The sequence below is a fragment of the Neptuniibacter sp. QD37_11 genome (assembly GCF_047778105.1).
In the GTDB taxonomy this organism is placed as follows: domain Bacteria; phylum Pseudomonadota; class Gammaproteobacteria; order Pseudomonadales; family Balneatricaceae; genus Neptuniibacter.
The window spans coordinates 1,892,584-1,910,001 of the sequence record NZ_CP180552.1 but is presented as its reverse complement, the minus strand read 5'-3'; the positions used below and the strand labels follow the sequence as shown (position 1 = coordinate 1,910,001).

17 protein-coding genes are annotated in these 17,418 nt (G+C 43.5%); 11 read left to right on the top strand and 6 right to left on the bottom strand.

The features are described from left to right. Position 1 precedes the first annotated feature (1 nt). From ACMXYT_RS08720 to ACMXYT_RS08710, 3 genes are all read left to right on the top strand, one after another. On the top strand, positions 2-637 hold the full coding sequence (locus ACMXYT_RS08720; protein ID WP_415898350.1) for a response regulator transcription factor: 636 nt from the start codon (positions 2-4) through the stop codon (positions 635-637). A 142-nt stretch (positions 638-779) separates the two neighbouring features. Continuing rightward, a complete protein-coding gene (locus tag ACMXYT_RS08715; RefSeq protein WP_415898349.1) occupies positions 780-2,081 on the top strand; it encodes a histidine kinase in 1,302 nt (433 codons plus the stop codon). Beyond that, positions 2,078-2,722, top strand: coding sequence for a response regulator (locus ACMXYT_RS08710; RefSeq protein ID WP_415898348.1), 645 nt, complete (start codon positions 2,078-2,080; stop codon positions 2,720-2,722). The genes ACMXYT_RS08715 and ACMXYT_RS08710 overlap by 4 nt, the downstream gene beginning before the upstream one ends. A gap of 65 nt (positions 2,723-2,787) precedes the next feature. Here ACMXYT_RS08710 and ACMXYT_RS08705 read toward each other — a convergent pair whose 3' ends face one another. Together ACMXYT_RS08705 and exaA are read right to left on the bottom strand one after the other, a co-directional pair. Then, positions 2,788-3,426, bottom strand: coding sequence for a pentapeptide repeat-containing protein (locus ACMXYT_RS08705; RefSeq protein WP_415898347.1), 639 nt, complete (start codon positions 3,424-3,426; stop codon positions 2,788-2,790). 69 nt (positions 3,427-3,495) lie between these two features. Continuing rightward, on the bottom strand, positions 3,496-5,325 hold the full coding sequence (exaA, locus tag ACMXYT_RS08700; protein WP_415898346.1) for a quinoprotein ethanol dehydrogenase: 1,830 nt from the start codon (positions 5,323-5,325) through the stop codon (positions 3,496-3,498). Positions 5,326-5,782: 457 nt separating this feature from the next. Between exaA and pedF the strand changes: the two genes are divergently transcribed. The 5 genes from pedF to ACMXYT_RS08675 all read left to right on the top strand — a co-directional run bounded on the left by pedF (position 5,783) and on the right by ACMXYT_RS08675 (position 10,942). After that, the gene (pedF, locus tag ACMXYT_RS08695) at positions 5,783-6,226 is read left to right on the top strand and encodes a cytochrome c-550 PedF (protein WP_415888261.1); all 444 of its coding nucleotides are present in this window, start codon (positions 5,783-5,785) and stop codon (positions 6,224-6,226) included. After that, positions 6,219-7,133, top strand: coding sequence for a substrate-binding periplasmic protein (locus ACMXYT_RS08690; RefSeq protein WP_415911328.1), 915 nt, complete (start codon positions 6,219-6,221; stop codon positions 7,131-7,133). The genes pedF and ACMXYT_RS08690 overlap by 8 nt, the downstream gene beginning before the upstream one ends. Before the next feature lie 54 nt (positions 7,134-7,187). After that, positions 7,188-7,943 carry a quinoprotein dehydrogenase-associated SoxYZ-like carrier gene (locus ACMXYT_RS08685; protein ID WP_415898344.1) on the top strand — a complete coding sequence of 252 codons (756 nt, stop codon included), beginning with the start codon at positions 7,188-7,190 and terminating at the stop codon, positions 7,941-7,943. 10 nt (positions 7,944-7,953) lie between these two features. Further along, on the top strand, positions 7,954-8,874 hold the full coding sequence (locus tag ACMXYT_RS08680; protein ID WP_415911327.1) for a quinoprotein relay system zinc metallohydrolase 1: 921 nt from the start codon (positions 7,954-7,956) through the stop codon (positions 8,872-8,874). Between the two features lie 316 nt (positions 8,875-9,190). After that, positions 9,191-10,942 (top strand): PQQ-dependent methanol/ethanol family dehydrogenase, encoded by a 1,752-nt coding sequence (locus tag ACMXYT_RS08675; protein ID WP_415898342.1) that lies wholly within the window; start codon positions 9,191-9,193, stop codon positions 10,940-10,942. A gap of 102 nt (positions 10,943-11,044) precedes the next feature. Here ACMXYT_RS08675 and ACMXYT_RS08670 read toward each other — a convergent pair whose 3' ends face one another. Continuing rightward, positions 11,045-11,710 carry a putative 2OG-Fe(II) oxygenase gene (locus ACMXYT_RS08670; RefSeq protein ID WP_415898341.1) on the bottom strand — a complete coding sequence of 222 codons (666 nt, stop codon included), beginning with the start codon at positions 11,708-11,710 and terminating at the stop codon, positions 11,045-11,047. A 72-nt stretch (positions 11,711-11,782) separates the two neighbouring features. Continuing rightward, positions 11,783-12,598, bottom strand: coding sequence for an FRG domain-containing protein (locus tag ACMXYT_RS08665; protein ID WP_415898340.1), 816 nt, complete (start codon positions 12,596-12,598; stop codon positions 11,783-11,785). A gap of 341 nt (positions 12,599-12,939) precedes the next feature. Here ACMXYT_RS08665 and ACMXYT_RS08660 point away from each other — a divergent pair, with 341 nt between their 5' ends. The 3 genes from ACMXYT_RS08660 (at position 12,940) to ACMXYT_RS08650 (ending at position 15,433) form a co-directional block, all read left to right on the top strand. Then, positions 12,940-14,460: an aldehyde dehydrogenase family protein gene (locus ACMXYT_RS08660; RefSeq protein WP_415898339.1), complete on the top strand. Its 1,521-nt coding sequence runs from the start codon at positions 12,940-12,942 to the stop codon at positions 14,458-14,460. Positions 14,461-14,696: 236 nt separating this feature from the next. Then, positions 14,697-14,993, top strand: coding sequence for a hypothetical protein (locus ACMXYT_RS08655; protein WP_415898338.1), 297 nt, complete (start codon positions 14,697-14,699; stop codon positions 14,991-14,993). Between the two features lie 11 nt (positions 14,994-15,004). Beyond that, entirely contained in the window at positions 15,005-15,433 is a 429-nt protein-coding gene (locus ACMXYT_RS08650; RefSeq protein ID WP_415911326.1) for a hypothetical protein, read from the top strand. Positions 15,434-15,448: 15 nt separating this feature from the next. Here ACMXYT_RS08650 and ACMXYT_RS08645 read toward each other — a convergent pair whose 3' ends face one another. Both ACMXYT_RS08645 and ACMXYT_RS08640 read right to left on the bottom strand, forming a co-directional pair. Further along, a complete protein-coding gene (locus ACMXYT_RS08645) occupies positions 15,449-15,841 on the bottom strand; it encodes a hypothetical protein (protein ID WP_415898336.1) in 393 nt (130 codons plus the stop codon). A gap of 33 nt (positions 15,842-15,874) precedes the next feature. Continuing rightward, positions 15,875-17,410 (bottom strand): transglycosylase SLT domain-containing protein, encoded by a 1,536-nt coding sequence (locus tag ACMXYT_RS08640; protein ID WP_415911325.1) that lies wholly within the window; start codon positions 17,408-17,410, stop codon positions 15,875-15,877. Positions 17,411-17,418: the final 8 nt, after the last annotated feature.

Genomic DNA, 17,418 nt, shown 5'->3' with positions numbered 1-17,418 from the left:
GATGAAAATCCTAATTACTGATGATCATTCTGTTGTACGTCAGGGGTACGCTAGCGTTTTGCCTACGGTTATAGATCCATGTGAAATAATCGAGGCAGCAAGCGGAGAGGAGTCTGAGGCGCTGTATTTTGCTGAAAAGCCAGATTTAGTGATTATGGATATCAATCTACCTGGTATCAGTGGCATAGAAGCAGCCACTCGAATCTTAGATAAAGACCGTGATGCGAAAATCTTGTTTTTCAGCATGTACGATGAAGCTTTGATGGTGAAGCAGGCGTTGGATGCTGGTGCTATGGGCTATATAACCAAGTCTGGTTCGCCTAAAACGCTTATCGAAGCAGTAGAAAAGATAAGAGAGGGTGAGGTTTTTATTGAGTATGACTTGATAATGAAACTTGCTCTAAATAACCAAGATGTTTCAGAAGGCCGTCTCAGGGATTTGACGCAGAGAGAGTTCGAGGTCTTTGTAATGCTTGCTCGCGGTCAGAGCAATCGAACAATTGCTGATACGCTTGGCATTAATGTCAAAACAGTCTCAAATTACGTTACTACGATTAAGAGTAAATTGAAGATTGCATCTACGGCGGAACTTGTTCATTTGGCAGTCGATGCCGGGGTTATTAAGTTCGCACCTTGATCTTTATTATTTCTCATGGGTTTAAATAGGTACTTAAGTAGTACTTTGTTTTAGCCCTTGGAGGGATTCTTACCAATAGGGACTCATTTGCATACTTAGAGGATTCTCTAGTTATTTTAGAGAGATCAGTATAGGTGTACTTATGAATGCAGTCCTGCGCTTAAATATATTAGTTTCAGCAGTTTTTGCTGTTGCTTTGTCCATAACAATTTATGAAACCCTTCAGCAAGCAACTAAAGATATAACGCGAGAAGTTACGGCAGGGCTCAGCTTTACGCATCAGTTGCTCAGTGTGGCAGTCACAGATAGCGGCTTACTTAATAGCATGCTTGAAGGGGATACGCGCCATGTAAAAATTATTATTGTTGACGATTCATTAAGTGGCGGGGAAGTAGGTGCAGATGACGACCTGTCATCTGAGATGGATGATGAAGTTCCTGATTGGTTTATGGAATTAATACCGGGACTTGATCGACTTACTGAAAAAGAATATTACCGTTATCTACCAGATGGTAGGGCGCTTAAGCTACAAGCCGATCCTACCGATGAGCTAGAAGAGGTTTGGGAATCTGTTCAACACGTATTTGTCCTATTTATGCTTAGTGCATTGCTTTCTAATTTAGCAATCTATGTTGGTGTGCGTCAGGGGATTAAGCCTGTATCAGATTTCCTTGCTGCATTAAATGAAATTGAAAAGGGTCGTTATACTGCTCGACTTGAAGAGTATTCTATCAAGGAAATCAATCAGTTAGCAGGTCATTTTAATTCTATGGCTCATTCCCTTCAGGAGGCTCAGAGCGATAACTTAAAGCTGACCCATGAATTAATGCGTTTGCAGGAAACTGAGCGTGCTCATCTTGCCAGAGAGCTTCATGATGATCTTGGGCAGTATCTCACGGGCATTAAAGCCCAAGCCTATTTAGTAAAAGAAAACTCATCTAATACCGATTTAGTTGCTTCAGTTGGTAAGCAGATATCGATTAACTGTGATGCTATGCAAACTAGTTTTAGGCAGCTAATAAGAGAGTTGCATCCAGTTATATTGGAGCAGTTGGGCTTGTTAGATGCGATACGTACGCAGGTAGATACTTGGCGTCAATCACATCAGGTTAAAGTGTCGTTAGACCTGCCAGATTTTATTCCTTCGTTAGATGATGAGACTAATACACATATCTATCGAATACTTCAGGAGTCTTTAAATAATGTGGCTCAGCATTCTCAGGCTGAACATGTTTTGGTTAGGGTTGTTTTTGATGGTGATACCCTTGCTCTTCGAGTTGTGGATGATGGTGTAGGGTACGTTGATTCTGGGTCTCAGGGATTGGGGCTTAGATCGATGCAAGAGCGAGCTCGTTGTATGTCAGGTGAGCTCATGATTAATAAGTTAGATAAAAAAGGGAGTGAAGTTGTTCTGCAAATCCCTTTGGTACAGGAGCTGGTATGAAAATAATAATAGCGGATGATCATGCTGTAGTGCGTCAGGGTTATGCAAGTCTTTTATCGACAATGCTTGCTCCATGTGAAGTACTTGAAGCTGGGAGTGGTGATCAGGCATATAGCATGTGTCAGTCTGAAAATCCTGATGTTGTTATCATGGATGTAAACATGAATGGTATCAGTGGTATTGAGGCAACTCGTCGAATCTTACAGCGTTGTCCTGATATCAAAATACTTTTCTTCAGTATGTATGATGAGATACCTGTAGTAACTCAGGCTTTGGATGCGGGCGCTAAAGGCTACATTACTAAAAGCTGTACGCCTGAGGTTTTGATTGAGGCGGTGACTAAGGTTGCTGGCGGGCAGCTTTATGTTGAGCATGAGTTGGCCATGCGTTTAGCTGTTTCTCGCCCCGAGCAGAAGGATAAGCGCCTTAAGGAGATGACCCAGCGAGAGTTTGAGATCTTTGTTATGTTGGCTCAAGGTAATAATGTAAAAGAGATCTCTGAGCAGCTTTGTATCAGTAGTAAAACGGTTTCTAACTACACAGCGATACTGAAAAGTAAGTTGAATATAGGTTCAACGGCAGAATTGGTTCATCTCGCAATAGAGACAGGTCTCGTGAAAGTGGGGACTAATGTAAGCTAATATTGGTTTAGGTATTAAAAAGGCGCATAGAACAAAGTTCGATGCGCCTTTTTTGTTATTTGGGATTAATTCTTAGACCAGCCAAATGGGCAGCCTTTACAGCCGTCCATATAAGTTGCTTGGAAAGTAGCATAGTGCTTTCTTACGCCTGTAAAGTCTGCATTTTCTAAAGACGCGGCATTCAACTTTGCTTCCTGTAGGTTGGCGTTTTTAAGGTTGGCACCAGTTAAAATGGCTTTTGTCATCCAGGCGATTTCTAGATTTGCAGCCTGAAGGTTAGCTTCTACAAATTTGGCGCTGCTAAGGCGAGAGAAATTCAAATTCGCTCCATGTAAGTTAGCGCGATAAAAATTTGCGCCCTGCGCGAACAGTGCCCAGCCATTTATTGCTTCAAGATTGGCATGGCTAAGGTTTGAGCCTCGAACTGTTGCATGTCTCATATCCGCGCGAGCTAGATCTGCATTGGTTAGATCAGCTTTTTCCATCTTGGTATTTTTAAGAACTGCATGGCGAAGGATAGTACCGCTTAAGTTTGCGCCAGTTAGATCAGCTCTAGATAGATCTGCATTGCTTAAATCAGTGCCTGATAAATCTGCACCTGGGCATTTAGTATCTGGAGCTATAGTACAGCCATTGATAACGAGATCATCAGCAGTGGCAAATTGGCTGGATAATAGAAACGTAAATAGTATTGTTTTTTTCATGAGTCTATCCTAAAAAGCCCGCAAGCATTGGGGGCGCTTGCGGGCTTGGGTTACATCAAGTAGTAACTATTAATGCTTAGGTAGTTTGAATACCCAGAAAGAACCGCCCTGTGATACAGGCTTAGTTAGGTCGGCCATGTCGCCACCCCATAGAGGTACGGCGCCGCCGTAACCGCTTGCTAGACCGATGTACTGCTCGCCATCTTCTTCCCAAGTGATAGGGGAGGATACGATGCCGGAGCCAGTCTGGAATTTCCAAAGCTCTTCACCTGTCTTAGCGTTGAATGCTTTGAAGTAACCGTCACCAGTACCAGTGAAAATTAGGTTACCTTTAGTTGCAAGAACGCCAGACCATAGAGGTAGTTTCTCTTTGTGAGACCATACGATTTTGCCAGTCTTAGGGTCTACCGCACGAAGTACGCCTACGTGGTCATCGTACATTTTTCTGATACGGAAGCCTTGGCCTAGATAGGCAGCACCGCGTTTGTAGTGAACTTCTTCGGTCCAGTAGTCTTCTTTCCAGTGGTTGGCTCCGAGGTAGAATAGGCCAGTGTCTTGACTGTAAGCCATAGGGTTCCAGTTTTTGCCACCTAGAAAAGGAGGAGAAACTTCAACTGACTTACCTTTTTTCTTACCTGGCTCTGGTGGTGGTGGACGTTGGCCTTCAACTTCAACTGGACGGCCAGTCTTTGGATCAATATGTGTAGCCCAAGTGATATTATCTACAAATGGGAAGCCACGGATAAAGTCACCATTTTGACGGTCAACAACGTAGAAGAAGCCGTTACGGTCAGCGTGAGCTGTCGCTTTGATTGTCTTGCCTTTGTCTTGGTATTCGAAAAGAACAAGTTCGTTATTACCAGAGAAGTCCCAAGCATCGTTTGGAGTGTGCTGGTAGAACCACTTAACTTCACCAGTAGAAGGATCAACAGCAACCTGACCAGAAGTGTATAGGCTGTCGTAGTCAGCTGGGTTGCCGCCTGGAGAGGTACGGGCCCAACCATTCCAAGGTGCAGGGTTACCAGCACCTACGATGATAGTGTTTGTTTCAACGTCGAAGCTAGCTGACTGCCATGGTGCACCACCACCGTGGCTCCATGCTTCAACTTTGCCTGTTGGTGAGTTTGGATCATCAGGCCAAGATGGAGCTTTTGGATCACCTGTTGGAGTGCTCTTCTTGCCGTCTAGGCGACCGTAGTGGCCTTCAACGAATGGACGCATCCAGATCTCTTCACCAGTTTTAGGATCGCGAGCGAATAGTTTACCTACTACGCCGAACTCATCACCAGAAGAACCGTGGATAAGCATTGCTTTACCAGTTTTCTGATCTTTGATGATCGTAGGTGCACCAGTCATAGTGTAACCTTCAGTGTGATCAGCAAATTTCTTCTTCCAAACGCGCTTACCAGTTTTCTTGTCTAGAGCTACGATAGCTGCGTCAAGAGTACCAAAGTAAACAAGATCGCCGAAGATTGCAGCACCACGGTTAACTACGTCACAGCAAGGGCGGATGTCGTCTGGTAGACGGTAAGAATAAGACCAAATTTTCTTACCAGTTTTAGCATCTAGTGCAAACATACGAGAGTAAGAACCAGTTACATAGATGATGCCATCGTGTACTAGTGCTTGAGTTTCTTGGCCACGCTGTTTCTCATCACCAAAAGAGAAAGACCATGCAGGCGTCAGTTTCTTAACGTTTTTATCGTTAATTTCTGTCATGTCGCTCCAGCGCTGTGCTTTAGGTCCGATTCCGTAACCTAGAACGTCTTCTGGAGTGTTCGCATCATTTTTGATGTCGTCCCAAGTAACTGGTTTAGCAGTAGCGGCGCCCGCTACTAAGCTAAGACCGATTGCAGCGCAAAGCGGCTTTAAGCCTGTCATGTTTATTTTTTTTGTCATTTTTATAAACCCTAGTGTTATAGGAAAGTCATAACTTGCGATTGAAATTCGCTGATAACCATTCTCGTCTTAAGGGTGGATATGCGACAACGGCAGGATTCCCTGTTAATCAGGGGTTAAGTCCTGTTTGTGCAGGATAAAATCCCGAGAGTCTTAGGGAGAAGTCACGTACTAATAAAGAGGGACTAGTGCTCAGGTATGGATAGATGGCGTACAAAATGCTACTTAGGTTGCAATCTGGGTCGACATTCCTACCAAGGGAGTAGTTTTTGGAACCCAAAGTACAATTCTTGCTGATTTTGCACACGCAATATCATATATGCAAACAGCTGGAGTGGGTGGCTTTGGCTTAATGTAGAGATGATCGTCAGGTATCTGAACACGCAGATATCCCTCAGTCAGTATTTCATTTAACTGGGGAAGACGAGAGTATAAAAACTAAAGTGGTGAAAAAAAGATGTCTATCAACAAGAAACTTTTGAGCATGACTACAGCGGGTATGTTAGCTGCAGTTATTTCTGGCCAAACTATGGCGCACGGTGATGTAACTCCACAGGCTATCGATGTAACAGGCCTAAAAGTTCTAGGTGAAGAGTGGGTTGATTCTAACCCTTACACTGAAGATTACGAGAACCGTGAACTAGCAGTTAAAATCGGTGAGTCTGCTTACACTCAGAACTGTGCACGTTGTCACGGTCTTGATGCTATCTCCGGTGGTATCGCACCAGACCTACGTTACCTAGAGCCAGGCGTTGATGGTGACGAGTGGTACTCTTACCGTGTTCAAAACGGTGCAGTACGTGACGGTCGTGTGTACATGCCAAAAATGGCAGAGCACCTAAGCCAGGAAGCTCTATGGGCTATCCGTGCTTGGTTAGAAACTCGCGCTACGGATGAGTAAGTTAAGCGCTTCTAACGCTATAATTTTCACTTGCGCCAGCCTGCTTAGCAGCCTGGCGCAAGCTCGTTATTACGACGATGTAATTGATAGCGGGTATATCAGGGTTGGTTTTTATCGTGATTTTCCACCATATTCCTATATGGAAAACGGCAAAGCTGTTGGTGTGGATGTCGAAGTCGGTAAGAAAATTGCTGAAAAGTTAGGCGTTGAGTTCCGTGAGCATTGGATCACGCCAGATGAGAACCTTGAAGATGATTTACGAAATAATGTTTGGAAAGGGCATTATCTCGACAAAGATGAAGAAAATGCATTAGCTCTGAAAACCATTGCTGATGTGATGATGCGTGTTCCGTACGATCGTGAATACAGCTATATGCAGGATTCAACAGGCGCCGTTATTAATGAAATGGTTGTCATGTTTGGCCCTTATCAGCGTGAGAGCTGGAAGGTTGTTTACGATAGCGAAAAGTTAGATAACGTTTCTACAGTGGCGGTATTCCAGTATCACCCTGTAGGTGTAGAGATTGATAGCTTACCTGCGTTTTATCTGACTTCAGCTTTTGGTGGGCGAATGCGTGATAAGACTCACCACTATGCTAATGCTCGTGAAGCGTTTAAAGGTATGGAGTCTGGTGAGGTTGATGCCGTTATGGCAATGCGCGCCGAAGTTGATTGGTTAGTCAGTAAGTCGGGCGACAAGAAATTTAAGCTAGGTGTAAATGGTTATCCAAATATGGGTAAGCAGAAGTGGGATATAGGGATGGCTGTTAAACATACCTATAGACAGCTTGGCTATGCTGTAGGTGATGTTGTCGAAGCTATGGTTCGTTCCGGTGAAATGGAACAAGTTTATAGCAAGTACGGTCTCAGTTATGAGATGCCTGCTTTTTACCAGGATGTAAAATAGCTTTATAAAGCAACGCTCGAAGAAATAGCATTCAAATAATAATAAGAGGATGCCATGTTGAAGCGAAATGTTGCAGCACTTTTGATAAGTGCTGCTATTCCAATTGCTGGTTATACAGGTCAGCAAGACCCACTAGAGTCACCTCTATGGGATCATATGCGTGCCAAGTTTATTGGCGATCAGGAATATGTGTTTGATAGTAATGTCAAAGTCACTGTGCCTGAGTTTGCTGAAGATCCTACACAGGTGCCTATTACTGTTAATGCGGAAGCGTTAGCAGGGAAGATCGATAAGATTGTTGTTTTTGCCGATCTTAATCCAATTCAGCATATCTTTACTTATTATCCCCATAAAGAGATAGTGCCTCGCCTTTCTATGCGCATTAAGGTTCAGCAGGGTACAGCGATTAGAGCTGCTGTTCTTTCTAAATCTGGTGTTTGGCATGTAGGTGGTGGTTACCTTGATGCTGCTGGTGGTGGGTGTACAACACCTAGCGCTGCAGCTGCTAATACCTACTGGCAGGACCATCTCGGTGAGATGAAAAGTAAGTTTTTCCCGAGAGAGAAGGGTGGTCGCTACAAACTAAAAGTCGTTCATCCGATGGATACCGGCTTAGTTAGTTCAATTCCTGAATTCTATATAGAGAATGTTGAGGTGCGTAATTCTGAAGGATTGCCACTTGCAAAATTAGAGTTGTCACAACCTGTCAGTGAGAATCCAGTTCTGACTTTTGATGTCAGAGATGGTTCTCAAGGTCATCGTATCTGGATGCGCGACAATGGCGGAAATGAATTCGAGAAAGCACTCTAGGAGTTGAATGATGAAGAAATTGTTATTGGCGTTGTCTGCAGCAACGGTTATTCATTCTGCTTCCGCAGCGCCGCTTTCTTATGCTTTAAAACCGCAAAAAATTGCTGATAACACTTGGTTGTTGAAGGGTAAATTAGAAGACTTTTCAAAGAGCAACGGCGGCAATATTGTAAATACCGGCTTTATCGTTACAGAAGATGGTGTCGTTGTTATCGATACTGGGCCTTCTCTTAGATACGGTAAAGCATTAAAAGAGGCTATCAAAAGTGTTACGGATAAGCCTATAAAAGTTGTTTTTAATACTCATCACCATCCGGATCACTTTTTGGGGAATCAGGCTTTTTCTGACGTAGATATTCTTTCTCTCCCGGGTACGCAGCAAGGAATAGCGCTTCATGGAAATGCTTTTGCTGAAAATATGTATCGGCTAGTTGGTGATTGGATGCGGTCGACCGAGGCTGCTACGCCAACTAAGGCTCTCGATGTTCAGTTGATGGAGCTAGGTTCGCATAGATTGCATTTGCTTCCTTTTACGGGTCATACCGGTTCAGATTTGGTTGTGCTAGATGAGAAAACTGGCGTTGTGTTTGCTTCTGATATGGTCTTCTATCAGCGAGCGTTAACCACTCCTCATACACCTGGTCTTCATCAATGGAAAAAAGAGATTCAGAAGTTAAGGGATCTTGATTATAAAATTATGGTGCCAGGTCATGGGCCGGTTGTTAAGGATGCTAGTGCTTTAGATCAAATGCTTGCCTATCTAGAATGGTTGGATCAGGTTTTAGAGCAGGCGGCAGAAGATGGATTAAGCATGACGGAAGTGATTAAACTGCCGATCCCCAAAGATTTTGATGGTATTGCATTAAGTAAGCGGGAATTTGCCAGGACTGTTGCGCACCTTTATCCCAAATATGAAGAGCAGGCTTTTTGAGTCTGCTTTTTTGTTGCAAATATTAAAAATCAAATTAAATCCTCATTATTTAGGTTTATTCCTTTCTCTGGCTAGTTAAGCGGCAATTCCTGTCTATACTCTTGTTTGTAATTTGACTAATGGTCTATTGAATAGGCCGTTAAGCTGCTGAATTTACTTAAAAATAGCGGTATTACTACCAAGGGACTAGAAAAGTACTTCCGCTGTTTAATTGTTGTATTTACTGTAAAACAAAACAATTGCCTTCATGATTCGGGAAAATTTCCCGGCTCTCTTCTGAACGCCAAAAAAAAAATATCCGTAGAGGAAGCGTACAATGAAAAAATTCGCACTGTCTGCTCTAGTTGCAGCGATGTCTGTTGCAGGCACAGCACAGGCTGGTGTTACTGATAAAGATATCATTAACGACCAGATGACTGTTGAAGATGTTGTAACAAATGGTATGGGCCCACGTGGTCAGCGTTACAGCCCGATGACAAAAATCAACACTAAAACTGTTAAAGACATGCGTCCAGTATGGGCGTTCTCTTTCGGTGGTGAGAAACAGCGTGGTCAGGAATCACAGCCTGTAGTTAAAGATGGTGTGATGTACGTTACAGCTTCTTACTCTCGTGTATTCGCTGTTGATGCAAACACTGGTGAAGAGCTTTGGGAATACAACGCACGTCTTCCTGATGGCATCATGCCTTGCTGTGACGTAATCAACCGTGGTGTTGCTCTATACGACGACCTAGTAATCTTTGGTACTCTTGACGCTAAACTAGTAGCTCTAAACGCTAAGACTGGTAAGGTTGTTTGGAAGAAAAAAGTAGAAGACTACAAAGCTGGTTACTCAATCACTGCAGCTCCTCTAATTGCTAAAGGCAAAGTAATCACTGGTGTATCTGGTGGTGAATTCGGTATCGTTGGTAAAGTAGAAGCTTACGATGCTAAGACTGGTAAGCTTGCTTGGACTCGTCCAACAGTTGAAGGTCACATGGGTTACATCTGGAAAGATGGTAAGAAAATGGAAAACGGTATTTCCGGTGGTGAAGCAGGCAAAACTTGGCCTGGCGACCTTTGGAAATCCGGTGGTGCTGCAACTTGGTTAGGCGGTACTTACGATCCTGATGTAGACCTACTATTCTTCGGTACTGGTAACCCAGCACCATGGAACTCTCACCTACGTCCTGGTGACAACCTATTCTCATCTTCTCGTGTAGCTATCGACCCAGATACTGGTAAGATCGTATGGCACTTCCAGACTACTCCACACGATGGTTGGGATTACGACGGTGTAAACGAGCTAGTTTCTTTCGACTACAAAGCAAACGGTAAAACAGTTAAAGCAGCAGCTACTGCTGACCGTAACGGTTTCATGTACGTTCTTAACCGTGAGAATGGTGACTTCATCCGTGGTTTCCCATTCGTAGACAAGATCACTTGGGCTAAAGGTCTAGATCCAAAAACTGGTCGTCCAATCTACGATGATGCTAACCGTCCAGGTAACCCAGCAGACTCTAAAGATGGCAAGAAAGGTACATCTGTTCTAGCTATTCCATCTTTCCTAGGTGGTAAGAACTGGATGCCTGTTGCATACAGCCAAGACACTGAGTTGTTCTACGTTCCTTCTAACGAATGGGCAATGGACATCTGGAATGAGCCAACTGCATACAAAAAAGGTGCGGCTTACCTAGGTGCTGGTTTCACAATCAAGCCTATGAACGACGAGTACATCGGTGTTCTACGTGCGATGGATCCAAAAACTGGTAAAGAAGTATGGCGTCACAAGAACTACGCTCCACTATGGGGTGGTGTTCTAGCGACTAAAGGTAACCTAGTATTCTTCGGTACTCCTGAAGGTTACCTAAAAGGTCTAAACGCTAAGACTGGTAAAGTTGAATACGAATTCAACACTGGTTCTGGTATCGTAGGTTCTCCAATCACTTGGGAACAGAATGGCGAGCAGTACCTATCTGTAGTATCCGGTTGGGGTGGTGCAGTACCTCTATGGGGTGGTGAAGTAGCTAAACGTGTTAAACACCTAAACCAGGGCGGCACAGTTTGGACATTCAAACTACCTAAGTAAGTTTTTGACTTACAACTGAGTGATATTTCGATATCACTCAGCCTGTCCCAGCAAAAAAGCCAGCATTAAGCTGGCTTTTTTTGTGCTTAAAATAAAACGTGGCTAAATCAAATCTACGATGCTGTTGAAAGCAATTACTACGCGGTCTTTTTGGCCGAAATAGGGTAGGGCTGAATGCTTTAAGTAAGAAGGGAATATTACAATCTGGCCTTCTACAGGTTGGAAGTCCCAGAAGCCTTGTTCGCTTAGATAGGCTGTGCCGGCATCACCATAATGATCGGCGTTGTTTCGAGGATCATAAAAGCGATTGATACCGTTGCGAGTACCCAATTCACACTCACCGACATCTAAATAATAGATTCCACACCATGAGCAGTTTGGGTGGGAATGGATATCATGGTAACCGCCATCCTTAGTTACATGGAACCAGGATTCAATGATGGTTGCATCACACTCAGCACTTTCGGGCCAGTATGGCATATTAACCTGCGTAGCAATGACCGAGAGTAGCTCCTCAAGCATGCGTCTAAGCTCAAGGATCACCGGTTCATCAGATTCAAGAAAGCAGAGCTTGCTCTCAAATAGCTGATGCTTTGCGCTTACGGCTACTTCGCTGGCAATAGCTTTAGTTTGATTGTGAAGCTTTTGGTAGTTGTAGATGTAATTGAGAAGATCTTCTTTTAAGAACTCGTGATCAGGGTTTGTCGTAACAAACAGTGGAGAGGTCCAAGTGTTGATGGATTCAATTTCTGGGCTTTCTGAATACATGATCCGATTCCAAATTAAGAGATCGGATCATTTTAATCTTGTAGTTGTTATTTAGCTATGTAAGAAGTGCGCTCATTTGTCCTGCATCAGTTGATCGTTTTTGGGATCAGGTGTGCCTACCCAGCTAACTTCCAATTCATATGATATAGATCGCGCTAAACCGTCGAGATCAGGGAAAAGTGTCGCGCTACTGATATTCATTCGATAAAGCGCTTCCATTGCCTCTTTTCTGATTTCAGGGCTAAGGACGATCTTAGCGAGTAGTGGCTCATCGTATTCGTAGTTATTTAAGAGCTCTTCAACTGAAACATCGATTCTGCCAGGCAGCATAAAAGTACCTGCCTGGGCGACGATTCTTCGATCCATCGACCATGGTTCGCCAGGCCAGACGATCGGGTAGTTATTTGAAAGGTAATATTTGCCAAGGCTGTCAGTCGTACGAGGGTCAATTGCATCTCGTGTGAGCTCCGGTAAGCCCGGTGGTGTTGCTTTGTGCCATAGAGCAGGGGTGTTGACTGCATAAACAGCAGCAGGCGTTGTGCAAGATTGTAGGGCGAAGTAGCTTGCTACGTAGGGTGACTTGGTAAAGTCTAAAAGCCGGGTTGGTGCGCCGTGGTGTTGCATAAGGGCTAGGCAACGAAAATCATCTTTAAGTGCGCTGGTATCATTTAGGAAATAGTGAGCTTTACGTTTAAATACACGAATGGCCCTGCTTTCTCGTTCATGCCATTTGCTTTGGGGTACAAACTGCTTGAGGCGTCTAGTGAGCGAACTCTCAAGGCTCCATTCCGCGTCCCGTTGTCCACGAAATGCCCAGCCACGGAGTTCTTCTGACTCAACTAAAGCAAGAAATTCTTGCCAAGTAGATACTTGGTATAACTTCGTCATAGTTCCAGCCTCGTAATTTATTCGCCTTGAAAATCCCTTATAGCATAAGACTATAGCTAATTGATGTTTATTTATATGGGGTGCGAGCTTTAAAAATAAGATGCGTGTTCTGGAATTGTCTTTGTTAATCAGTGGGTTAGTGTCGGATCTTATGCGTGGCCTGGGCTCAATCTCTAAAAGCCCGTAGGGGTGGGGCCTCGATAACTAGTACTAAATAATTAATTTTTCAATGCCAAGGGATGATACCTGTAATTCTTGCTGGATAGCTAATATTGGTTGGTAAAGTAAATTAACTGTCAGTAGAGACGGCAGTAAGATAAATATAAAGAGGCACTTAGAAGATGATTTACGCTAAGCCGGGTACAGAAGGTTCAGTTGTTTCCTTTAAAGAACGTTATGGCAACTTCATTAACGGTGAGTGGGTAGCTCCTGTTAAAGGTGAATACTTCACCAATAACTCGCCTGTAACTGGTGAACCAATTTGTGAAATTCCTCGTTCCACTGCTGAAGATATTGAATTGGCACTGGACGCTGCTCACGCTGCACAAGAGTCTTGGGGCAAAACTTCTCCAATCGAACGTCAGAACGTTCTTCTGAAGTGTGCTGAGCTAATCGACGCTAACCTTGAGCGTTTGGCTGTATCTGAAACTTGGGACAACGGTAAAGCAGTTCGTGAAACTCTAGCTGCAGACGTTCCTCTAATGGCAGATCACTTCCGTTACTTCGCTGGCTGCATCCGTGCACAAGAAGGTTCTATCGGTGAGATCGACGAAACAACTGTTGCTTACCACTTCCACGAGCCACTAGGTGTTGTTGGTCAGATCATCCCTTGGAACTTCCCGCTACTAATGGCTGCATGGAAAATTGCTCCAGCACTAGCAGCAGGTAACTCCATCGTACTGAAGCCAGCTGAAGCGACTCCAGTATCTATCCTTATTCTTCTTGAATGCATCCAAGAAGCTCTACCAGCAGGCGTACTGAACGTTGTAAACGGTTTCGGTGGCGAAGCAGGTCAGGCTCTAGCATCTAGCACTCGTATCGCTAAGATCGCATTCACTGGTTCTACTCCAGTTGGTTCTCACATCATGAAATGTGCTGCAGAGAACATCATTCCATCTACTACAGAGCTAGGTGGTAAGTCTCCAAACATCTACTTCAACGACGTTATGGCTCAGGACGATGAGTTCGTAAGCAAAGCAGTTGAAGGTGCGGTACTAGCATTCTTCAACCAAGGTGAAGTATGTACTTGTCCTTCTCGTCTTCTAGTTCAAGAAGATATTGCTGATGAGTTCCTTGCTAAAGTTGTTGAGCGTATGGGTCAGATCAAACGTGGTAACCCACTAGATACTGAAACAATGGTTGGTGCGCAGGCTTCTCAAGAGCAGTTCGACAAGATCCTAGGTTACATCGACATTGGTCGTGACGAAGGTGCTGAAGTACTAGCGGGCGGCGGTATCGAAAAACTAGACGGTGATTTCGGTAGCGGTTACTACATCAAGCCAACTCTTCTAAAAGGTACAAACGACATGCGCGTTTTCCAAGAAGAGATCTTCGGCCCAGTAGTTTCTGTAACTACATTTAAAGATGAAGCAGAAGCACTAGCTATCGCGAACGACACTGAGTTCGGTCTAGGTGCAGGCGTATGGTCACGTGACACTAACGTTGCTTACCGCATGGGTCGTGGCATTCAGGCTGGTCGAGTATGGATGAACTGCTACCACCTATACCCAGCACACGCTGCGTTCGGCGGTTACAAGAAATCTGGTGTAGGTCGTGAGACTCACAAGATGATTCTTGAACACTACCAGCAAACTAAGAATATGTTGGTTAGCTACAGCGAAAGTCCTCTAGGCTTCTTCTAATCGGAAGTCCACGAGAGCTGGCATCTGAACATTGCTAGCTCTCAAGCAAGCTATTTCATGTAGCTTCTTGCGTTTATTGCGGCCCCTTTGAGGGCCGCTTTTTTATGTCTTAATTCTGCCTAGACTTAGGGTGTTAGTATAATTGGTACTTTAGGTCTGTCTCATTTCCCGAAACCCCTGAAATTAATTTTTAGATGTTAAGATTATTTAACACTCTGATTTAAAGGGAGGTTTTCGTGCGTAATACTTTATCTATCCTTATTTTAAGTTTTGTCTCTGTGAGTGCTTTTGCCTCTGTAAAAGACTATCAAGTAAAACGGCTCATAATGATGAAGTCTGATTGTGTCGAACAGAGCTTAGTGCGTAATGAGACCGAAAGTGGTGGTCTATTGTTTATTGCACAATGTAAAAACCTGAGTCATTACCCAGATGGCGTGAAGGTTTTGTGTGATGACTCAGAGGATGAGCGTAGCTGTAAGCTGCAAACGAAAGCTAAGTCTTATGATCATCTCCGCTTACTGCAACAGAATTAGGATTTCTTATTATGTTTGTTAAGAAGTGCTCTATATTGGCTCTTGTGTCCACTGGCTTGCTAGCAGCATCTTTATCTTCTTCTGCTTCTGCTGATGTGAATACGGCATTTGAACAATGCAGGGCTATAGTACAGCCAGATAGGCGTTTGGAGTGTTACGATAATTTAGATTTAAAAGCGCTGAGTGCAAAGAAGCCAAATTTTGCAGGTAAGCGTACAGCTAAAACGGAGATCTTTAAGATCTCTGAGCCTTCCCAATTAAGGTTTCAGAGTGACGGTGCCATCTTTGTATTAGCGTTGCACGATAGTGAAGATAATATCGTTCAAAACCTCCACATAGGTGGAGGTGGTGAAGATACTTACTTGATCGAAGAAGTCGGCGAATATTATCTGCGTGTTAATGGATCTACTACATGGCGTATTTGGTTAGAAAAGCCATAATTATCGTTTAATAATCTACAAACCTTTGCTATTACCTCCAATACGATAGATTAGTAGGTCTTCATCGTCTAGTACCTTGAAGGCCGCTGTCGTCGCTGCGTTATTGGGTATCTGGAATTCATGATTAGAAAGCTTTTCGGCTTTATAAAGCTGTTCTGGAGGGTTGAGCATCAGTTCGACAAACTGTTCTGTTGACCATGTGTATGTTTTAACGGGTAGGCCATATGCTTTTGCGACTGTGAGCTCGTCGGATGAGCTACCAATTAGATCAAGGTAATAGCACTCGGTAACATGGCACATCAGCCCCATTCTTGTATCTATCAAATAGCTATCTGCGGGTAAGGTTCTTGGTATGCTGTAGCATCCACCTAAGGCAATTAAACAAAAGCCCGTGATTATCTTTTTCATTAGCCTGTCCCTTTCTGTTTTATCTTCCAATTGCTATTTTACGTATTGCTGAAGAGTATGGACCCTTTCGGTATAGATAAGTTTGGATAAATTATAGATCGTGTAATATTTATATATGCTAGAAACATAATGTACTGTTTCTTGTCCAATAATCCTGCCTGCTGCGATCTCAACATTTCCAAACCACACGTTTGGATCTAATCCCATTTTAGTCGTTAGTTTTTGCATTTTTCGTAGATTGCCAGGACCAGCGTTGTAGGCGGCTAAGCTTAAGAGAAAGCGATTGATAGGCGTGATCTCTTCAGAGGGTAAATAGTGTCGAGATAGGAAATCCATATACTTTGCACCCGCATGTATATTGTTATCTACCTTGTGTATCTCTTTGATATTCACATTTGGATCGGCTGCAGTTGAAGGCAGTAACTGCATTACTCCGACTGCGCCCTTATGGCTTTTTGTGTCCTGTTTGAGTTGGGATTCCTGATAAGCCTGTGCTGCCAATGCAAGAGGATCTAATTGGTACTTTTCTGCGTATTTTTCAAAATGAGGTAGTAAGCGAATTAAGCGGTCGCGTTCCAAATCGAGTAGGGGATTTGTTATTCGCTTAGTTGAACCTAGGTAGCGTTTGATTAAGATATTGCCGAGAAGAGAGCCTTTCTGAACGTTCGAATGGATGAATTCATTCAGGCTGTCCTGAAGAAGAGGCGTCTGTTTTCTAACTCCCCAGCCCAGACTGTTCTTTTTGCTCAAACTAATTTGTTCAGCTATCTCTAAATTGGTTAGAGCTTTAAGCCAGAGTCTGGCTTTGTAATCATCAATGATGGTGTAGTTATAAATACCCGCATTTACGATCTCTAAAATATCCTCGCTAAGTAAGGTGCTATCAGCCTCAATTATATGGATGGAATTTTCTTTAAATACGGCTTGTTTATTTAATCGATGCAGGTGCTCTGCGTAGCTGCTTCCTTTCAGAACGAGAATAGTCTTTCCTGCAAGGTCTTCTAATGAATCAATTTTTGGTGCGGTTTTGTGCCTGATAATAACTTCGGATACTTCTGAATATTTACTCTTTGTGAAATCTATTAACTTTTTTCTTTCGTTTGTCGCGGTTAGTAGCGCTGCACTGATGTCGCCTTTGCCTTCGACAAGAGAGGGGATTAGTTGATCAAAGGTAACAGGAATATAGACAATCTTTGTTTTGTCTATCTCTTTCTTAATCCCTTTATTTATATGGTTTTCGTAGTTTTGTAGCAGTTCGGCTTGTAGTCCTTTGATCTTGCCGTCATGAATGAAAAAGTCGGTCTTACTATACGTGACTAAGGCTCTGATCAGCTTTCGATCTTTCATTTCATCAAGATCGCCCCAGAAAGGCTCTAGCTTATCAGTAGAAAGGATGCCTTCAGGAATCAGCTCTGTTGATGGTTGTGCTTGATGGGGAGTAGTAGAATTTGTTGGATGAGTGGTTGTGGTTTGATGAGGGGTAAGGCTTTGATTTTCGGAGCTGTCACAGCCAGTGATTAGGTATGAGCATGTGAGCAGGGAGCTGTAGAAAAGTATTTGTTTGATCAATGCTTTTG